The organism is Mixta sp. BE291, from assembly GCF_031457955.1.
Lineage (GTDB): Bacteria > Pseudomonadota > Gammaproteobacteria > Enterobacterales > Enterobacteriaceae > Mixta.
Window position 1 is genome coordinate 61,673 of sequence record NZ_JAVDXN010000002.1, and the last position, 19,430, is coordinate 81,102.

At 50.8% G+C, this 19,430-nt stretch carries 18 protein-coding genes; 8 read left to right on the forward strand and 10 right to left on the reverse strand.

Annotated elements, in window-relative coordinates; translation table 11 throughout:
* Nucleotides 1-154: 154 nt before the first annotated feature.
* From prc to msrC, 3 genes are all read right to left on the reverse strand, one after another.
* Nucleotides 155-2,200: a carboxy terminal-processing peptidase gene (prc, locus tag J2X14_RS05425; protein ID WP_352410210.1), complete on the reverse strand. Its 2,046-nt coding sequence runs from the start codon at nt 2,198-2,200 to the stop codon at nt 155-157.
* Between the two features lie 19 nt (nt 2,201-2,219).
* The gene (proQ, locus tag J2X14_RS05430; protein ID WP_352410211.1) at nt 2,220-2,918 is read right to left on the reverse strand and encodes an RNA chaperone ProQ; all 699 of its coding nucleotides are present in this window, start codon (nt 2,916-2,918) and stop codon (nt 2,220-2,222) included.
* A 96-nt stretch (nt 2,919-3,014) separates the two neighbouring features.
* On the reverse strand, nt 3,015-3,515 hold the full coding sequence (gene msrC / locus J2X14_RS05435) for a free L-methionine (R)-S-oxide reductase MsrC (protein WP_352410212.1): 501 nt from the start codon (nt 3,513-3,515) through the stop codon (nt 3,015-3,017).
* Between the two features lie 219 nt (nt 3,516-3,734).
* On the opposite strand from msrC, the gene yebS reads away from it, so the two are divergent.
* The 3 genes from yebS (at nt 3,735) to rsmF (ending at nt 9,120) form a co-directional block, all read left to right on the forward strand.
* Nucleotides 3,735-4,976, forward strand: a complete 1,242-nt coding sequence (gene yebS / locus J2X14_RS05440) for a membrane integrity lipid transport subunit YebS (RefSeq protein ID WP_352410213.1) — start codon at nt 3,735-3,737, stop codon at nt 4,974-4,976.
* The gene (locus tag J2X14_RS05445; protein WP_352410214.1) at nt 4,942-7,578 is read left to right on the forward strand and encodes a PqiB family protein; all 2,637 of its coding nucleotides are present in this window, start codon (nt 4,942-4,944) and stop codon (nt 7,576-7,578) included. The genes yebS and J2X14_RS05445 overlap by 35 nt, the downstream gene beginning before the upstream one ends.
* A gap of 102 nt (nt 7,579-7,680) precedes the next feature.
* Nucleotides 7,681-9,120, forward strand: coding sequence for a 16S rRNA (cytosine(1407)-C(5))-methyltransferase RsmF (gene rsmF, locus J2X14_RS05450; RefSeq protein WP_352410215.1), 1,440 nt, complete (start codon nt 7,681-7,683; stop codon nt 9,118-9,120).
* A 14-nt stretch (nt 9,121-9,134) separates the two neighbouring features.
* Here the strand turns inward: rsmF and J2X14_RS05455 are convergent, their stop codons facing one another.
* Together J2X14_RS05455 and J2X14_RS05460 are read right to left on the reverse strand one after the other, a co-directional pair.
* On the reverse strand, nt 9,135-9,782 hold the full coding sequence (locus J2X14_RS05455) for a metallophosphoesterase (RefSeq protein ID WP_352410216.1): 648 nt from the start codon (nt 9,780-9,782) through the stop codon (nt 9,135-9,137).
* A 250-nt stretch (nt 9,783-10,032) separates the two neighbouring features.
* The gene (locus J2X14_RS05460) at nt 10,033-10,902 is read right to left on the reverse strand and encodes an alpha/beta fold hydrolase (RefSeq protein ID WP_352410217.1); all 870 of its coding nucleotides are present in this window, start codon (nt 10,900-10,902) and stop codon (nt 10,033-10,035) included.
* Between the two features lie 795 nt (nt 10,903-11,697).
* Between J2X14_RS05460 and J2X14_RS05465 the strand changes: the two genes are divergently transcribed.
* The gene (locus tag J2X14_RS05465) at nt 11,698-11,946 is read left to right on the forward strand and encodes a CsbD family protein (RefSeq protein ID WP_352410218.1); all 249 of its coding nucleotides are present in this window, start codon (nt 11,698-11,700) and stop codon (nt 11,944-11,946) included.
* 85 nt (nt 11,947-12,031) lie between these two features.
* On the opposite strand, the gene J2X14_RS05470 is transcribed toward J2X14_RS05465, so the two are convergent.
* Both J2X14_RS05470 and J2X14_RS05475 read right to left on the reverse strand, forming a co-directional pair.
* Nucleotides 12,032-12,214 carry a DUF1869 domain-containing protein gene (locus J2X14_RS05470; protein ID WP_352410219.1) on the reverse strand — a complete coding sequence of 61 codons (183 nt, stop codon included), beginning with the start codon at nt 12,212-12,214 and terminating at the stop codon, nt 12,032-12,034.
* A gap of 10 nt (nt 12,215-12,224) precedes the next feature.
* Nucleotides 12,225-12,581 (reverse strand): TehB family protein, encoded by a 357-nt coding sequence (locus tag J2X14_RS05475; RefSeq protein WP_352410220.1) that lies wholly within the window; start codon nt 12,579-12,581, stop codon nt 12,225-12,227.
* A gap of 288 nt (nt 12,582-12,869) precedes the next feature.
* On the opposite strand from J2X14_RS05475, the gene J2X14_RS05480 reads away from it, so the two are divergent.
* The 3 genes from J2X14_RS05480 to J2X14_RS05490 all read left to right on the forward strand — a co-directional run bounded on the left by J2X14_RS05480 (nt 12,870) and on the right by J2X14_RS05490 (nt 15,353).
* A complete protein-coding gene (locus J2X14_RS05480) occupies nt 12,870-14,090 on the forward strand; it encodes a diguanylate phosphodiesterase (protein WP_352410221.1) in 1,221 nt (406 codons plus the stop codon).
* 508 nt (nt 14,091-14,598) lie between these two features.
* Complete coding sequence (locus J2X14_RS05485; RefSeq protein WP_352410222.1) at nt 14,599-14,787, forward strand: hypothetical protein; 189 nt, start codon at nt 14,599-14,601, stop codon at nt 14,785-14,787.
* A gap of 296 nt (nt 14,788-15,083) precedes the next feature.
* Entirely contained in the window at nt 15,084-15,353 is a 270-nt protein-coding gene (locus J2X14_RS05490; RefSeq protein ID WP_352410223.1) for a hypothetical protein, read from the forward strand.
* A gap of 509 nt (nt 15,354-15,862) precedes the next feature.
* Here the strand turns inward: J2X14_RS05490 and J2X14_RS05495 are convergent.
* From J2X14_RS05495 to J2X14_RS05505, 3 genes are all read right to left on the reverse strand, one after another.
* Complete coding sequence (locus J2X14_RS05495; RefSeq protein ID WP_352410224.1) at nt 15,863-16,093, reverse strand: hypothetical protein; 231 nt, start codon at nt 16,091-16,093, stop codon at nt 15,863-15,865.
* Entirely contained in the window at nt 16,087-16,455 is a 369-nt protein-coding gene (locus J2X14_RS05500; RefSeq protein ID WP_352410225.1) for a hypothetical protein, read from the reverse strand. The genes J2X14_RS05495 and J2X14_RS05500 overlap by 7 nt, the downstream gene beginning before the upstream one ends.
* 1,787 nt (nt 16,456-18,242) lie before the next feature.
* Nucleotides 18,243-18,503, reverse strand: coding sequence for a hypothetical protein (locus J2X14_RS05505; protein WP_352410226.1), 261 nt, complete (start codon nt 18,501-18,503; stop codon nt 18,243-18,245).
* A 680-nt stretch (nt 18,504-19,183) separates the two neighbouring features.
* On the opposite strand from J2X14_RS05505, the gene J2X14_RS05510 reads away from it, so the two are divergent.
* The gene (locus tag J2X14_RS05510) at nt 19,184-19,411 is read left to right on the forward strand and encodes a hypothetical protein (protein WP_352410227.1); all 228 of its coding nucleotides are present in this window, start codon (nt 19,184-19,186) and stop codon (nt 19,409-19,411) included.
* Nucleotides 19,412-19,430 lie beyond the last annotated feature (19 nt).

Consider the following 19,430-nt stretch of genomic DNA (forward strand, 5'->3'; position numbering starts at 1 on the left):
ACGTTTAAGTGCTTAAAAAGACATAACTTTACATTTTGTCGCAATCTTTTTTTAACCTTGTTTTGCGGCAATAAACAGCGTTGCTAAACAATCCCACGCAATAAAAAAGGCACCGCTTATGCAGTGCCTTTTAAATGGGGATAAAGTGGTGGTTTTATTGCGCCGACGACGCTTTTTCGCCTGATTGCTCCGGTTGCTGATGTGCCAGATCGTTAGCAATATTTACCGTTTCATCCAGATAAGGATCGGGCTCTTTATAGTCCTTCGGCAAATCATCAAGCTTAGCCAGCGGCTTTTTCCCTTCCGCTTTATAGCGCGCATTGATACGCTCCAGACGCTGCGCATCATCCTCATGGTTCTCTTTCTCGCGCTGGGCAAGATTGAGCGACACGATATTACGCTTATCTTTCATGGCGTTATAGCGCTCAATATCCTTAATGATGTACTGGAACTCCGCATCTTTCGCGATACGCTGCTCATGCGTTTTGCTCAGCTGCGGCACCAAGTCACTGATATCGCCCGATTTGGTATAGCTTGCCGCATTGATGCTGTCCCAGGGCAGCGCGTTATCTTCAAACTTCTCGCCGGTTTCCACCGCTTCGATACCGGTTGGCATCAGCAGATCGGGCGTAACGCCTTTACGCTGCGTACTGCCGCCGTTGATGCGGTAGAACTTTTGAATGGTGTACTGGACGGAACCCAGCGCCGGCCATTCAGGGCGCAGCATCTGATCGTAAATACGGTTCAGCGAACGATACTGCTGCACGGTACCTTTACCGAAGGTCGGTTCGCCGACAATCAGCGCGCGGCCATAATCCTGCATCGCTGCGGCAAAGATTTCCGAGGCCGAGGCGCTAAAGCGATCCACCAGCACCACCAGCGGGCCTTTATAATAAACCACGCCGTCGTTGTCGCTATCTTCACGGACTTTGCCGTTATTGTCGCGTACCTGCACCACCGGACCGCTGGGAATAAACAGACCGGAAAGCGATACCGCTTCAGTAAGCGCGCCACCGCCGTTAGTACGCAGATCGATCACTACGCTATCGACGTGCTGCTTCTGCAGTTTCTGGAGCTGCACTTTAACGTCATCGGTCAGGCCAACGTAGAAGCCAGGGATATCCAGCACGCCAACTTTGTCTTTCCCGACGTTATGCACGCTCATTTTAACCGCGCGATCCTCAAGGCGGATCTTCTCGCGCGTCAGCGTGACGGTACGGGTTTTGGTGCCTTTACCGGCAGGCAGGATCTCCAGGCGCACTTTGCTGCCCTTCGGTCCTTTGATTTTTGCCACCACGTCATCCAGGCGCAGACCGATAACATCTTCAACCGGTTTGCCTGGCTGACCGACGCCAACAATACGATCGCCGACGCTCAGCGACTTGCTTTTCGCTGCCGGGCCGCCCGCTACCATTGAATTGATGATCGTGTAGTCTTCATCCATCTGCAACACCGCGCCGATACCTTCCAGCGACAGGCTCATCTCGGTATTGAACTGCTCGGTATTACGCGGTGACAGGTAATTCGTATGGGGATCGATTTCATGCGCAAAGGCATTCATCGCCAGCTGGAAAACGTCTTCGCTGTTGCTCTGCGCCAGACGGCGAATCGCCGAGTTATAGCGCTTGGTGAGAATATCTTTAATCTCAGCGTCATTTTTGCCGGTGAGCTTCAGGCTCAGCCAGTCATATTTGACCTTGGCATGCCACAGCGCATTCAGCTCAGCACCGCTTTTCGGCCAGGGCGCTTTGCTGCGATCGGTATCGATCGTATCGTTGCCGGTAAAGCTCATCGGCTGATTCAGCACTGTTAATGCATACTGATAACGCTCAAAACGGCGTTTTTGCGCCAGATTGAATAAATCATAAAACACCGTGAGCTTGCCGCTGCGTAGCTCATCGCCCAGCGTGGTTTTCTTATCCGCGAACTGCGCGACATCTGTTGCCAGCAGCACATTATGGCTGTAGTCCAGCATATTCAGATAGCGGTCGAAGATTTTTGCTGAAAACGACTGATCGAGATCGAACTGACGATAGTGGGAGCGGGTAAAACGAGAGGTAACGCGTTCACTTACGGTGGCGTGCTGCGGTTCTTCGTGCAGCTGCGGAATTTGATCCGCGCGGGTAATGCTTTCAGCGCCAATGGCGTGACCTGCCAGTAGCAGGCCCGCCATCACGCTCATCTTAAAAAACTTGTTCATGCCCAGGGTGGCCTCCGTTTCAGAACTGTAAGTGTTCTGCGCGTACGATCATTGCCAGGCCGGAAGCCAGCTGTACCCGAACGCCATCCTTGGAGATCTCAAGAACAGTGGCGTCCATCGCGCTTTTGCCAGCTTTAACTTTAATATTTTGACCAGGCTGCAGTGCGGAGGTGTCAGTAACGGGTTGCGGACGCGGCTGGCGCGGTGCGGCGGGCGCACGCTCCTGAGCCGGGCGAGCCTCGTTAGTGCGGGCTTTGCGCGCAGGCTGACTGCCTTCAGCAGGCTTACGGCTGGCGGCTTTACGCGGACGACGCGCAGGCGCATCTTCACCCGTAGCGGCACCGGCGGCTTCACGCTTTTTCGCCTGCTGTTGCTGACGCTGCTGCTGAATGCGGGCTTTGGCCTCTTCAAGCTGCTTGCGTGCATGCTCAACATGCTGCTCTTCCAGCTCGCCGCAGGGGTTGCCATCCAGATCGACACGGGTTGCGCCCGCTTTAACGCCGTACAGATAGCGCCAGCTGGAGGTGTAAAGACGCAGCGCGGAACGTAATTGCGTTTTGCTCAGGTTCATTTCACCCTGAACACGTTCGACGAGGTCCTGAAAGATACCGATTTTAAGCGGACGCGCTTCACCTTCGGCACTAAAGCAGTGCGGGAAACGCTCCGCAAGCCAGGCGATGACTTCTTTACTGCTATTCAACTTAGGTTGATTTTCCATGAAATTTCCTGATTACAACGAGTGGCCAACAAGCCGCGGGCATGAACAGGCGACATTATAATGACCCCATCAGCAATTGCCACGAAATCCAGCGCTTTAGCGACGATTCAGATGAATATATTTTTTAACATCGCTTTGGGCTAACACGTTACAAAGCTCATTAGTAAAGGTTTGCAGGCCAATTTCATCTTCACTGTCGAAACGTTCGAAGCGCGTGCTGTCAATATCCAGTACCCCAATCACCTCGTCGTCAACGATCAACGGCAGCACGATTTCCGCGTTGCTGGCAGCGTCACAGGCGATATGACCGGCAAAGGCATGAACATCCGCCACGCGCTGGACACTTTTCTCGGCAACGGCGGTGCCGCAAACGCCGCGACCAACCGGAATACGTACGCAGGCGATTTTGCCCTGGAACGGCCCCAGCACCAGCGTCTTCTCTTCGGTTAACAGATAGAAGCCTGCCCAGTTCACCTCTTCCAGGCGCTCATACAGCAGCGCGCTGCTGTTGCTTAACGCCGCCAGAAAACTGGTTTCACCGGCGATAAGCGCACGCAAATCGCGGTTAAGATCGTGATAAAATTCTTGTTTGTTCATTTCCTGACCATCTTAAAAGCAACCGGACGGCTACAATTGAGCCGTCCGGTAAAATAAGTATTAAATATCCATTACCACAAGGTGAAGGATTCCGGCAGTTAATATAACCTTAGGATCTTGCGGAGCGGATTATCAAAACGGGCTATGCCCCTCAGCGTCCGTTTTGCGTCATGTTAAGGACCGTGCTTACCTGCACGATGAGGGTCACTGCTTTACTATATGAAAATACATACTATCAGTCACGTTCTGCCCCATGAACGTTATCAGCGTTGTCCACAATGCGATACCCTTTTTTCCTTACCGGATGTTAAATCCTGCCAGTCTGCGCACTGCCCGCGCTGCAACGCCAGAATCATGACCGGTCGAGACTGGTCGATGACGCGTTTAACCGCCATGGCGGTGACCATGCTGCTGCTGATGCCGTTTGCCTTTAGCGAACCGCTGATCCAGATCCGCCTGTTGGGGACGCCGATTCACGCCAACGTGCTCACCGGCATTATGCAGATGACCATGCAGGGCGACGTGCTGACCGCCGCAATGGTCGCCTTTTGTACTATCGGCGCGCCGGTGACGCTGGTAGGCGCTATCGCCTTTCTGTTTTTCGGCCACCGGCTGGGCATGAATTTGCGTCCGGTGCTGCTGATGCTGGAACGTCTGAAAGAGTGGGTGATGCTGGATATTTATCTGGTGGGCCTGGCGGTGGCGGCGATCAAGGTAAAAGATTATGCCGATATCAATATCGGCTACGGGCTGGTGGCATTTATCGCGCTGATGGCGCTTAGCCTGTTTACCCTGATTCATCTTAACGTCGAGCAGCTGTGGCACCGCTTCTATCCGCAGCCGCCAGCAGAGGTGGCGCAGGAAAAATTACAGGTTTGCCTGAACTGTCATCATACCGGGATGCCGGATGCGCGCGGGCGCTGTCCGCGCTGCCATACGCGCCTGGCGCATCGCCGCCCGCACAGCCTGCAAAAGTCGTGGGCGGCATTGATATCAGCCATGGTTTTTCTGATACCGGCTAACCTGCTGCCGATCTCAATTATTTATCTCAATGGCGGACGGCAGGAAGATACGATTTTTTCCGGCATCCTGTCGCTGGCCTCCGGTAATGTGCCGGTGGCGGCCATCGTGTTTATCGCCAGTATTCTGGTGCCCTTTACCAAGGTGCTGGTGCTGCTGGTGCTGCTGCTCAGCATTCACTTCCGCTGCCAGCAGGGCATCAAAACGCGTATCCGACTGCTGCGTTTGATCACCTGGGTGGGACGCTGGTCGATGCTGGATCTGTTTGTGATTTCGTTAACCATGTCGCTGGTCAATCGCGATCAGCTGCTGGCTTTTACTATGGGACCGGCCGCCTTCTATTTCGGCGCCGCGGTAATTTTAACTATCCTCGCCGTACAGTGGCTGGATAGCCGTCTTATTTGGGATGCTCATGCAACAAACGCCGACTACACCGACTAAAGCGCGGATAACCAACAAGCGTAAAATTTCGCCGTTTTGGCTACTGCCTTTTATCGCCCTGATGATTGCCGGTTGGCTACTGTGGACCAACTATCAGGAGCGCGGCACCACGGTCACCATTGATTTCGCCCAGGCGGACGGCATCGTGCCGGGACGCACGCCGGTACGCTATCAAGGGGTTGAGGTGGGCACCGTGCAGGGCATCAGCCTCAGCGACGATCTGCGTAAAATTAAAGTGCGCGTCAGTATCAAAAGCGATATGCGCGATGCGCTGCGTGAGGATGCACAATTCTGGCTGGTGACGCCTAAAGCCTCGCTGGCAGGGGTTTCCGGGCTGGATGCGCTGGTCGGCGGTAACTATATCGGCATGATGCCCGGCAAAAGCGGGGAGCTGCGGGAGAATTTCGTGGCGCTGGATACGCAGCCGAAATATCGCGTGAACACCGGCGAAATGCTGGTGCATCTACATGCCTCCGATCTGGGTTCGTTGAATACCGGCTCGCTGGTCTACTACCGCAAGATTCCGGTGGGCCGCGTTTATGACTACACCATCAATTCCGATAACAAAGGCGTGACCATTGATGTGCTGATTGAACGTCGCTTCACTAACCTGGTGAAAAAAGACAGCCGCTTCTGGAATGTGTCCGGCGTCAAAGCGGATGTCGGCCTTAGCGGCGCGAAAGTGGAACTGGAAAGCCTGGCGGCGCTGGTAAACGGCGCAATTGCTTTTGATGCCCCGCCCGCTTCGCAGCAGGCCGCCAGCGAGAGTAATTATCAGCTTTATCCCGATCTGGCTCACAGCCAGCGTGGCGTGATCGTTACGCTCGATCTGCCTAACGGCAAAGGTTTGCAGGAAGGCAGCACGCCGCTGATTTATCAGGGGCTGGAAGTCGGCACCCTGACAAAAATGACCTTACAGCCCGGCGGTAAAGTGCTTGGCGAGCTGACGCTGGATCCCTCGGTCGTGGAGCTGATGCGCAGCGGCACGCGTATTGAAATGCGCAGCCCGAAAGTTAGCCTGAACAATCCCAACCTGAGCGCGCTGTTAACGGGCGCGACGCTGGAGCTAATCCCAGGCGACGGCGAGCCGCAAAATCGTTTCCAGGTGCGGCAAAGCAATGAGGCGCTGTTGCAGCAGCCTGACGTGCTGACCGTACATTTGAGCGCGCCGGAAAGCTACGGCATTGACGCCGGTCAGCCGGTGGTGCTGCGCGGTATCCAGATTGGTCAGGTGATTCGGCGTCAGCTTACCGAGAAAGGCGTCGAGTTCGACGCGGCGATCGCGGCTGAGCATCGCCAGCTGGTACATGCCGACAGCAAGTTCATTATCAACAGCCGCCTTGACGTGAAATTTGGCCTCGACGGGATGAAAGTGTTAGGCGCCAGCGCCAGCGAATGGGTCGATGGCGGTATTCGCCTTGAGCCAGGCAATAAAGGCGCGCCGCTCAAGCAATACCCGCTGTTCTCCAATGCGGAAAAAGCAGAGGAAGGCATTACCGGCGAGCGTCCGTCAACCACGCTGACGCTCACGGCGAATAGCCTGCCGGATATTCAGCCCGGCTCGGTGGTGCTGTATCGTAAGTTTCAGGTGGGCGAAATCGTTGATGTGACGCCGAAAGCCAATGAATTTGTGGTGGCGGTGCATATCAAGCCGGAATATCGCAAGCTGCTGACCTCTGACAGCGTGTTCTGGGCGGAAGGCGGCGCGAAAGTGCAACTGAACGGCAGCGGCTTGACGGTGCAGGCTTCGCCGCTGAACCGCGCGCTGCGCGGCGCCATCAGTTTTGATAATCTCGCGGGCGCCAGCAACAGCAAAAATGAAACGCGCGTGCTTTACAACTCTGAAACCGCCGCGCGCGCCGTCGGCAGCCAGATTCTGTTGCACACGTATGATGGCAGCAAGCTTTCTGCCAACATGCCGATTCGCTATCTGGGGATCGATATTGGTCAGGTGGAGTCGCTGGCGCTGAGCCAGGATCATAATCAGGTGATCGCAAAAGCCGTGCTCTATCCTGAATATGTGCAAAGCTTCGCCCGCACCGGCAGCCGTTTCTCCGTGGTTTCGCCGGAGATCTCCGCGACCGGGGTTAATCATCTGGAAACGCTGTTGCAGCCTTATATCAACGTCGATCCCGGCAAGGGCGGCCTGAATCGCCGTTTCGAGCTACAGGAAACCACCATCACCGATTCGCGCTATCTTGATGGGCTGAGTATCGTGGTGGATGCGCCGGAGGCGGGATCGCTCAGCATCGGTACGCCGGTTCTGTTCCGTGGCGTTGAGGTGGGTACGGTCACCGGCACGTCGCTCGGCAGCATGGCGGATCGCGTGCAGGTTCAGCTGCGCATCAGCAAGAAGTATCAGCACCTGGTGCGCAATAACTCCGTGTTCTGGCTCGCCTCAGGCTATAACCTGGAGTTTGGCCTGATTGGCGGCGTGGTGAAAACCGGCACCTTCCAGCAGTTTATTCGCGGCGGTATTCAGTTTGCCACGCCGCCGACGGTGCCGCTGGCGCCGCAGGCTGGCTCTGGCAAACATTTCCTGCTGCAAAACGAAGAGCCTAAAGAGTGGCGTAAATGGGGAACGGCTATCCCCTCTTCCTGATCGATTACGGGAGCCTGCCTGTCAGGCTCCCCTTGCCATCGGCTTTTCGCGCAGCTGTGATACACTTCCCGCCTGATTTTTTGCAACTACCGGAATCCTGTCGTGTCCCAACAACCCCGCCCCCGTTTCCCTGAGGCCTTTCTTGACCTGATGCGGCAAACGCTGCCCGACGAAGCCAGCCTGCAGGCTTTTCTTGCTATCAGCCAGCAGCCGCTGCGCCGCAGTTTGCGCGTCAATACGCTGAAAATCAGCGTGGCAGATTTTTTAAGCCAGACAGCGGATTACGGCTGGCAGCTGACGCCGATCCCCTGGTGCGCCGAAGGTTTTTGGGTCACGCGCAGCGAAGAGGATGACGCGCTGCCGCTGGGCAGCGTCGCCGAGCATCTCAGCGGGCTGTTTTATATTCAGGAAGCCAGCTCAATGCTGCCGGTGAGCGCGCTGTTCGCCGCCCAGCCGCAGCCCGAATATGTGATGGATGTGGCGGCCGCGCCCGGTTCAAAAACCACCCAGATGGCGGCGCTGATGCATAATCAGGGCGTAATTGTCGCCAATGAATATGCCGCCAGCCGCGTTAAAGTGCTGCATGCCAATATCAGCCGCTGCGGCATCAGCAACACGGCCATCACCCATTTTGATGGCCGTGTGTTTGGCGCGGCGCTGCCGGAAACCTTTGATGCCATTCTGCTTGATGCGCCCTGCTCCGGCGAAGGGGTCATTCGTAAGGATGCCGACGCGCTGCGCAACTGGACGCTGGAAAGCACCCACGCTATCGCCGCCACCCAGCGCGATCTCATCGACAGCGCTTTTCATGCGCTCAAGCCAGGCGGCACGCTGATCTATTCAACCTGCACCCTGAACACGCTGGAAAACCAGCAGGTTATCCGCTGGCTTTGCCAGCGCTATCCCGATGCGGTAGCGATCGAATCGCTGATGGATCTCTTTCCTGGCGCCGAGCTTGCCGCCACGCCGGAAGGTTTCCTGCATGTGTTCCCGCAGCTTTTCGACAGCGAAGGCTTTTTTGTGGCGCGACTACGCAAAACCGCCAGCATCGAGCCGCTGCCCGCGCCGGGTTATAAGGTCGGTAAGTTTCCCTTCAGCCCACTGTCGCGTAAAGATGCGCAAACGGTGGTCGCAGCCGCGGCGAAATCGGGTCTGCACTGCCCCTCTTCGCTCACGTTATGGCAGCGTGATAAAGAGATCTGGCTGTTTCCCGCCGCCGCGGAGCCGCTCATCGGCCGGGTTCGCTTTTCACGTATCGGACTGAAGCTGGCGGAAACCTTTAACAAAGGCTATCGCTGGCAGCATGAAGCGGTCATCGCCCTTGCCCGCCCGGATGGCGGCAATAGCGTTGAGCTCAGTGAAAGCGACGCGGAAGAGTGGTATCGCGGGCGTGATATCTGGCCAGAAGCGCCGCTGCCACGCGACGAAGTGCTGGTCACCTGGCAGCACCAGCCGCTTGGCCTGGCGAAAAAAGTGGGGCAGCGTTTAAAAAACAGCTACCCACGAGAACTGGTGCGCGACGGCAAGCTGTTTCGCCGTTAACACCGCCTGCGTGCCTACTGAATTTTAACCAGCGTAAGCTGATTGTCGAACACTGCGCCGGTATCAATAAAGTGTTGGTTCCAGCCGCTTAGCGGCTGGTCCAGCGGCGTGTGGCCAAAATAGAACGCATCCGCGCCGACAATGGTTTCCCCCCGCCCACGCTGTAAATCATGGATGCGCTTGCGCCCCCAGACCACTTGATATTCATCAACCGGCTGTTCAAAAGCGTAATGCGCGGCCGGATAATCAGCATGTGCCACCACCACCGTGCGCGCTTCCAGGCTGATATGCAGGATTAAAGGCAGCGTCTGACACTGCATCAGCGCACGCTGTGCCTCATCACGCTCTTTTTCTTCCAGCTGCCAGAACCAGTCGCCGCCGTTTCTTTTCCACAGCAGCTTTTCGTTTTGCAGCAGCGCGTTCAGCGCCATCTCTTCGTGATTGCCGCGCACGCTGCGAAACCAGGGTTCTGCCAGCAGACGCAGGCAGCCCAGGCTATCCGGTCCGCGATCGATAAGGTCGCCAACCGCAATCAGCAAATCCTGCTGCGGATCAAAGCTTGCCGCCAGCAGCTGCCGATCGAGCAAGGCGCGGCAGCCGTGCAGATCGCCGACGATATAGATATGCCGCCAGTTATCACCGTTAAGGTATTGATACAACATAATGGTGTTCCTTACAGCTGTAAGGGCGATATTGATGTGCGGTTGAGACTACAGCCCTTAAAGTGTAGCAGCGGGATTAACTCACGGGTACGAAACGGAATGAAGAGCCAGAAGACGTTTATTTTGATGCTGGTTTGCCTGTTTTGCGGGAGCCTGCTGTTACTGGAAATCCTGGCGCGCCTCGCACACAAAATCATTGTGGGCTAAGCGCACCGCCATCTCGCCGCGCATAAGTGAATTCAGTACGCCACTATTTATCGTCGAGGAAATGCAGCACCGCTTCGGTAAACTCCTGCGGCGCCTGCAGGAAAGCAAAATGACTCACGGTGGGCAAAATCAGCAGTCCGGCGTCAGGAATGGTTGCAGCAATATGCTCCAGATGATTACGGTCGATCGCCTCATCATGGTCGCCATCAGCAATCAACACTTGCGCACGGATGTTGCGTAAATCTTCATCGCGCCATTCCGGCTGCGACTGCCACATCTGGCTAATCTGCCGCACAAAATTTTGATAATCGTCAGGCGTGGCCGACAGCTTTTTATACTCCTCTCCCGCACGGGAAATATAGGCGGCAAATAGCGGATTTTTATCCACGCCCGCTTTCACGCCCTGCGTGGTGGTGTTTGGCGCAAAGGCAAACACTTTACTCACCCGCTGCGGATAACGCATCGCCATATCCAGGCCGATAATCGCACCGTCGCTCCAGCCAACAATGGCGGCCGTCGGCAGTTGCAGCCGATCCATCAGCGCAATAATATCGTCGGTCATTAGATCATAACCGTAAGGCTGCGCGTTGCGCGTACTGCGTCCGTGACCACGGCTATCCACCACAATTACTTGATGGTGCTTCGCCAGCTCCGCAACCTGTAGACCCCAATAGTCACTGTTGGCCAGTCCGCCGTGCAGCAGAATAACTGGTGAGCCTGTGCCCAAAGCGGCGTAATAAAGCTGAATGCCGTTCACCGCGATATAACCGCTTTGCATAGCAGCGACCGGCGCGGGCGTCGCCGGCAGCCGTTGCCAACGCGTTCCCCAGTGGCTGTGCTGCGTTTCCGTTTGCGCTAATGCAGGCGCCAGCGCCAGAACGCCTGCCAATAAAATTGCCGGTTTGGTATGCATTAAACGGATTCCCGTGACGGTGATGAGGAGGCTGAATGGGCCGGAGGGCGCGTTATCGCACGGGGCTGGCCCGCAGAACCAAAGCGATAACTTTCTTGGCTATATTTAAAGCTGCGCTCTTTATCGCACAAATCAACGAGAACTGCCATGCAACGCCGCGATTTTATCGACTCAGCCAGTATGCCGATCGTGTTTGGCAACAAAAATCGTGCCTGAAAAGTCAGCCGTAAAGGCTCGAAAAGCTCGCTTTCATCTGGCTTAACGGCTTCGGCTTCAGCAACCCTTTGACCCCGTACGCCTGCGAGTGGTTTTTAGCAACAGGTGACCTACGCATTATATGCTCTAAGGATTAAAACCGGCCAACAGCAAAACTATTTGGTTTATATTGATGCTTTATTTAACAAGCCTGTGCTGCAAAATATTAATAAAGGTTTCTGTTATTAAGTAAATAATTAAACCTCCGCTTTTTCCATCAGCCTAATTACCTTCCCCGTACGGATTAATCTTAATATTACCGCTTTTTAGCCGATATTTTTCTCTTTTTAGCGCACGCTTTTGAAGCTGTAACGGTATTGGTTCAGGCAAATGTCAGCTGACGAAACGGGCGGCAAAGCCGCGTACGCCAACGCCTTGCGCGTTTCTCATCGCCGTTTTTGGTTTGAGTCGCTCAGTCCGACTGGGCCACAATGACGCAATAATATTACTATATGGCTGATTTATTCCTTCTCTTTGCCCAGCGCTTAGCTTTCTTTCTGCTAGACTTAATTTACTCAACGCTTTCAAAGGAGAAGAAATATGTTAGGTAAAGTTGAAGATAAAGTACGTGAAGGCGCAGGTAAGGCTCAGGAAGCTTATGGTCGCGCAACGGATAGCTATACTGATGAAGCCCAGGGTAGCGCGCGCAAATATGCCAGCCAGGCAAGTTATGCGGTAAGAGATGCTGCTGACACCGTCAGAAGCCAGGTCTCTTCTAACCCGATGGGCGGCTTAGCGGTTGCAGCGGCCGTGGGTGTGGTATTCGGCTATCTGTTAGGCCGTAAATAAATTACCTGAGAACTGGCAGGCTTCCTGCCAGTTTGTTCTCAACGCGTTTCAGCTTTTACAGCATTCGATTTACTTTTCTGCTTTGTTACCAGCCGCAGACATTCGCGTCTTCTTCTGTGTCGTAACCTCTGACCACATTAATCAAATCTTTTACCACTTCTGCCGCCACGTCTGGCACCAGCAGGCTCATTGGCGTCTCTGTTTCAAAATCCGCTGAAACACCGTTGCTGTTATTGGTGACCGTTACGGTATAGGTTGCCTTTTGCATAGATTCCTCTTTATTTCTGAGATTTAGTGGCCTGACGTAAACCGGTGCCTTTCAGCACTTCAGGTGCGACAAAAAATTCGATATTGAAATAGGTGTCATCGGTCATGAGTTCTATGTGATGCCACTTTTCCGGTGGGAACACGCCAAAATGACCCGCTTCAATCAGCAGCTCGCTATCTGGTTCGGCGCTTTCCGCATCGGGAAAACCATAATATTTAACCGCACCCTGCATCACTGACAGGCGTGGATAGACGCCGGGCTGGGTATTGTGATCGAGATGGCGCTGAAACAAGCCAGCTGGGGCATCATCTTTATTCCAAAAAGGTGTGGAACGGGTATGGATGCAATTCTTGGGAATACGCAGCATTACTTTCCTCCTCAGTAGATAAACGGTAAGTTTAGTCCGCTATTTCACCACTAAACATTAACGTTTTTTTTCCTAAAAGTGCATTTAAAATGCATCTTTTTTCCTGCAAAAGGCCACCCTTTAAACAACTGTTAACATGGTTTCTCCATTAAAGCCGTCAAATGATATCAACAGGTTAATTTCAGGTTATCAGGAGAGCAATGGCGGCTTTTTTCGATAAGGCTGGACAACACCGCAACCGCTTCTGTTAATGTGTGCAACATAAACACAAAAATTACGGAATTCGCTATGTTGTCTACCATCATCTATCGCAGCCATCTTGCCGATGACGTCCCGGTTAAAGCACTGGAGCACATGGTCGTTAAGGCCAATAACAATAACGAGTTATACGACGTAACCGGCATTTTACTCTTCAACGGCACCCATTTTTTCCAGCTGCTGGAAGGCCCTGAAGAGGCGGTTCTTGCTATTTATGAAGGTATTTGTGGCGATCAGCGTCATCATAATTTAGTTGAGCTGTTACGTGATTACGCACCTGCGCGTCGCTTCGGCAACACGGGCATGGAACTGTTCGATCTCAGAGAATATGATAAAGAAAGCGTATTGCAGGCGGTGCTGGACAAAGGCACGTCAAAATATCAGCTAACTTACAATGACAGAGCGCTACAGTTTTTGCGTACTTTTGTCGAGGCGCGGGAAAAAGAGAACTATTTTGAAATCCCACCGGCCAACTATTGGGATTTTGTCAGTGATGATGCAGCCGACAACGTCTGCGCAGAGGAAATAGCCATCGCTGCTGCAGATGAACCCTATCGTTTTGCCATGCAACCTATTCTCGATCCCTTTTCCTGCCAGACAGACTCGCTGGAAGCGATATTGCACTCCCCCGGCGACGACTCGCCGTTAGAACATCTTTCTCAGCTTTCACGCGACAAAATTTACCAGGCCGATCTGCACTCCAAAAAGTTCGCCTTCGCGCTGGCCAGTAAACTGGGCATTCAGGGTCAGAGACTTTCTATTAACCTGTTGCCGATGTCGCTGGTAATGGTACCGAATGCCGTTAACTTTTTGCTGAGTGAAATCGAAGCGAATGGGCTGGTGCCTGAACAGATCGTGGTTGAAGTAACAGAGCATGAAGTTATCTCGCGCATTGAAGACGTTGAAGCGGCAATCAAGCAACTTAAAGCCGCAGGTATCAGTCTTGCCATTGATAATTTTGGCGCCGGATATGCCGGCCTTGCGCTGCTGGTGCAATTTCAACCAGATCGCGTAAAAATCGACCACAAGCTTATTCGCGATGTGCATAAAAGCGGGTCTAAACAGGCTATCGTGCAGGCTATTATCAAGTGCTGCTCTTCGTTAGAAATCACGGTAATTGCGACGGGCGTAGAAAAAGCGCAGGAGTGGATGTGGCTGGAAGCGGCTGGTATTTATAATTTCCAGGGTGATTTATTCGCTGCGCCTAAGCTAAACGGCATTCCTGCTGTCGCTTGGCCGGAAAAAAGTTGATATAAAACAATCATCTTTATTTCACGGGCTGTTCTCCGCCATGACCTTTAGTTTTTAAAACACGGGTGCGCTGCCTCGCTTCAGCGCCCCGCTCCTTGCCGGTTATCCTGACCGCGCTGCATCAATCTGCTCTCTCTTAACGTAAACGCTAATTGCTCAAACATGCCGCAAAAGCGGCGGTTACTTATCCACAGAAAATGGGGGTAGCCTGTGTATAAATGCGTATAAACCGAGTTTTGGCACCGCACCGGCAACCATAAAACCGACAATGCATCGCTTCAACTGCGAAAAAATAGCCATTTTTGATCGATGTCAGCGCGATACAAAGCTGGGCTTTGGCACAATTTTCCGCCTGCCTCAGACGTTATCCAATGTCAGGCAAGGGGTTAAAAAGCGGCAACATTTGCCGTTCATGGCCGTTTAACAAGCAGAGTGGCTAAAGTTTTAGCAAAAGCTGCCGATTAAATAAACACGGGAAAATTCCCATTTCTCACCGGGAGGGCAAAGAGTGAATTCAGTTAAAAAGAGTTGGTCAGTCAAGTTCGTGATTAAAAAAGGCGAAAAAGCCGTTGAAATGTCTTTGCCAATTCATGGCGAAAACGCTGCTCGTGCATTGAATGACTTTTTTGATGAGCAATCCGCCAGACATGGCATTTTACGCTCTGATATCGACGTAACAGCACTGCATGCCGTTTGATAGCAAGCTAGCTGATATTTGGGTCGCTGTGGCGGCCCTTTTTATTGTCTGAGTCTGCACTTCGGGCAATGTAGCAACCATCATATCCTTCTGCATATATTGCTGTTTGTTCTGTGGCAACTCACACCATGCTTATTACATCAACGTTTTCCGTATCGCGTTAATAAGGCGACTGTTTCAGCAACCCTTACGAATGTAATCCTGCGTATTTCTCTAACAACCGGGCTTCCCGGCACGTCAGGCGCATTGCGCTACACTCTGTTGATAATGCAGTTTTATCAAAGAGAGGAAAGAAAATGAGCATTCAGTATCTACTGCTTGCCAGTGACGGTGGTAACAGGATTATCGAAGCAGACAAACTTGAAAACGAACTGGTGGTACCTATGTCTGGCGCTTCTCTTTCAGCGCGCAATGCGGACAGCGATGCCGATCGCCGGGTAGTCGTCAAAAAGCATTATTGTAAAGGTAAATATTACGCCGTCGCGCTGGACAGGCATGCGGCCAGCAATGAAATCGATGATGCTATTGATTTGCTACAGCCTGCCCCGCTCGATTCACCGCTTTAACCTTACCGCGCCGGAAATCCGTTGCTGATAAACGTTTCATAGCCGCGCTGACTGTGGCTTGGTCACAGCCCGCCTCACCGGCAAGCAAATATGTTCGATGCGAGAAAAGGCTCGCCTGAGCGAGCCTTTTCATCAAAGTGTGCCACCGCCAGAAGCATCCCTGCTTCCAGATTCGGAGGCCGGTACAGTCTGTCGTACTGTCGGCGGCTATAAATAACTATACTCCGCCAGCCAGAAGATGGGAGCAAATACAGAATATGCTTAAAAAAAGGTCAGCGGCGTGTTGTCAGGCCCAGCCGCGTATGGCTGAGGCAACGCCCCATGTCAGTATCAAACTGTTTATTATCAGACAGTTTTGGACGTTGCTCACAACCCCATGTTAATGCGTGAACCGTTCGTACAGGGTCCACTCAAACCCTTTGCATGCTTGAGGGATGGCAAAGCGCTGCACCCTGAACCCATATGCAGAAGGCTCGTTGAAACGAGCTTATGGAAATTTTTAGCCTGTTTTACTCTGAATATCGTTTGTCCCAACAGTGATAAATCACGCCAGCCAGTTTTGTCAACATTTCCACAGTGCCATACATAGATGAAACTACGATCAAAACTTTTGCGACATCAAAGGGCAGAAAACTAAACTCGTCCTGTGGAAATATGCCAAATGAAGACATAAAAACGCCTGCCAGCAATACTCCGGGCATCACCATTATTTGTCGCAGTCGCTTTTTATTTATTACCATGAACAATTATCTCCGCTACAACCGCCAGCGTTGCTTGCCCCAGTTCCACCGCCGCCTCCATTCCCACTTGAGAAGCATTTCCCGGCAATCGAGCCACCAATTACACCTCGAATAGCCCCCGCAACTGACGCCCCACCAGCAATTAAACCACCAACAATCCCGGTGACGCATGAGTTCTCGGTTATTAAGGTGTCTAAATCCATGCCGTTTGGATTTGTTCCGATAAAACCGCCGCCCTGTCCACCGTAGGTCGTATGGCCTTTATTGAAGCCGCCGCCTGAATGCCCCCAATAGCCTTCCCAACCGCCATTGCGGCTGGCACCCGTAATCAGAGTTAATTGATTTTCTTTTAATAGCATCATGATAAATTCCTTTTCGATTAAAAGTGAAATATGAAGCCGTAGATCCAATAAATTAATTAAAACAACATCTATCACTTGTCAAAGAAAATTAAGAAAAATAAACACACATATATAAATGATGTGAAAATTAATTATTCACCCTATAAATTAATACATATTTAACCTTATATCTCTTGATTTTTGATTTTTGATTTTTGATTTTTGATTTTTGATTTTTGATTTTTGATTTTTGATTTTTGATTTTTGATTTTTGATTTTTGATTTTTGATTTAATAATAAAAAATGTGCGCTATAAAACAACAGTAAGGAAGACATCTTTTTGACATCAAAAAGGAAAAACAGATCACAAATAGCGTTTACGCTTGGTCTGAAATGACAAGTAAAACTACTCTTGCGAGCGAACATTATTTAATGTCGCCACAAAGCGTGAAAATTTATTTTTGGATTAGCTCTGGCATCAGAAAACGGGTCTATTTACAACTCCGGCCATGCATGCATATTCATAATCTCTCACCTTGCCAGGCGCGGATGCTGTGTTATTAAAAAGCGCCAGCGCGCAGACGTAAAAGAAGCCCGCCGAAGCGAGCTTTGAATGGCACAAAAATTAATCCCCGCCAATAAATATCAAAACTTTCTTGAAAATGTATATGCACCCAGCAGTGCATAACAATAATAACGTGAAGCGAGAAAAGTTTACGGGCAAGCCGGGCCAGCCCGTATCTATAACCCCGGCCCCGTTCATTAACGATGTAGCTAATGCAATACCCAGTATAACGGCGAGGACGTTAATTATTTTATTCTTCATTATCAATTACCGTGAACAACTATCGCCGCTACAACTGGAGTTGCTGCCAGAACCGCCACCACCACCGTTACCGCCCTCGGATTTAAAGCAACCGCCCGCCAGTGCCCCCAGAGCCGCACCCGCAGCCATTCCTGGTACTCCGCCAAAAGCCCCCATGCCAAGCCCTGCCAGAATATTGTTATTGCAAACAGTAACTGCATCACCTAACCCCGCGTAAAACCCGCTGCCGTTACCACCGCCCTTTGACGAACTATTATTTTTACTTGCACCGCCGCCGCTATGTCCCTAGTACCCCTCCCAGCCGCCATTTCGACTGGCACCGGTAACCAGAGTTAATTGATTTTCTTTTAATAACATCATGATAAACTCCTTTTCGATTAAAAGTGAAATGTGAATCCGTAGGTCCAATCAATTAATTAATTAAAACAATATCTATCACTTGTCAAAGAAAACTTAAGAAAAATAAACACACATATATAAATGATGTGGAAATTAATTATTCTCCATATAAATCAATACTTATTTAACCTTATAATTCTTGATGATTGCTTCTTTATTCTTTATTCTTTATTCTTTATTCTTTATTCTTTATTCTTTATTCTTTATTCTTTATTCTTTATTTAACAATAAAAAACGTGCGCTTTAAAATAACAGTAAGGAAGACATATTTTTGTTATCAAAGAAGAAAAACGGATCACGAATAGCGTTTACGCTTGGTCTGAAATGACAATAAAAACACTTACGCTGAAGGGTGTTATTTAATTTCGCCACAAAGCGTGAAAAGTGATTTTTGTATTAGCTCTGGCATCAGGGAAATGGGTCTGTTTACAAGCCCGACCAGATATGCAGATTATTATGCATTTTCATAATTTCTTACCTTGCCAGGCGCGGGTGCTGTGTTATTAAAAGGCGCCAAAGCGCAGACATAAAAAAGGCTCGCCGAAACGAGCCTTGTTACATTTATTTTTTATGATAACTATTTTTATTCTTTGTGAAAAAATGAGGCGAAAAAAATAGACATTTTAGCGAATGCGTAAAGTGTTGCCACAATAACAACAAATGTAGAAATCGGCCCAGGCAGGGAATAAACCCCACTATGTATCACACCGGCACCGCTCAAAAAAAGATTGCCTACCAGCACACCTACAAATACTGCAAAAGGGGTGATGAATTTTTTCACACTTTTCTCCCGAACAAGTGAATTACCAGGTATATTGCCCGCCAAAGTCTCCACCGCCATCATTATGGTCTCCACTACCGTTATTTGATGAACCGGATGAGGTTGTACATGAACTAATCCCCCCGCCAATAGCGCTCGATATAGCTGACGCTGGCCCGCCTATTGACCCACCTACCATGCCGCCCAAAATACCATTTAGGCAATCTCTGAATATAGGGTTCATATAGGGTGGACAATTACCACCGCCCTTTGACGAACTATTTTTCCCTTTACTTTAACCACCGCCGCTATGTCCCCAGTACCCCTCCCAGCCGCCATTTCGACTGGCACCGGTAACCAGAGTTAATTGATTTTCTTTTAATAACATCATGATAAACTCCTTTTCGATTAAAAATGAAATATGAATCCGTAGATCCAATCAATTAATTAAAACAATATCTATCACTTGTCAAAGAAAACTTAAGGAAAATAAACACACATATATAAATGATGTGGAAATTAATTATTCTCCATATAAATCAATACTTATTTAACCTTATAATTCTTGATGATTGCTTCTTGTTTTTTCTTGCTTCTAAAGCTAATAATAAAAAATACCATGCGCATTATAAAATAACAACAAGGATGATATCTGTTTGACATTAAACAGGAACACAGGAACACAGGAACACAGGAACACCAATAGTGTTTACACTAGGCCTGTAATAACAAGCCAAAATACTCACGCGGGCGAATATTATTTAATGTCACCACAAAGGGAAAAAATTAATTTTTTAATTAGCGCTGGCATAAGGAAAAACAGCCCGGACGGCGCGATGCATCCTGATAATTTAACGGAGCGGTTTGCTGATGATTGCAAAGATGCCGGTATTGCATCGGACGCTCCAACTACATTTCATGAGATCACTGTGATGCATCGCCAATCGCAGGCTTTTCGCCAGCCCGTGAAAGCTGCCCGGCGTATTCTCTGACGACGATCCTACCTCGCCA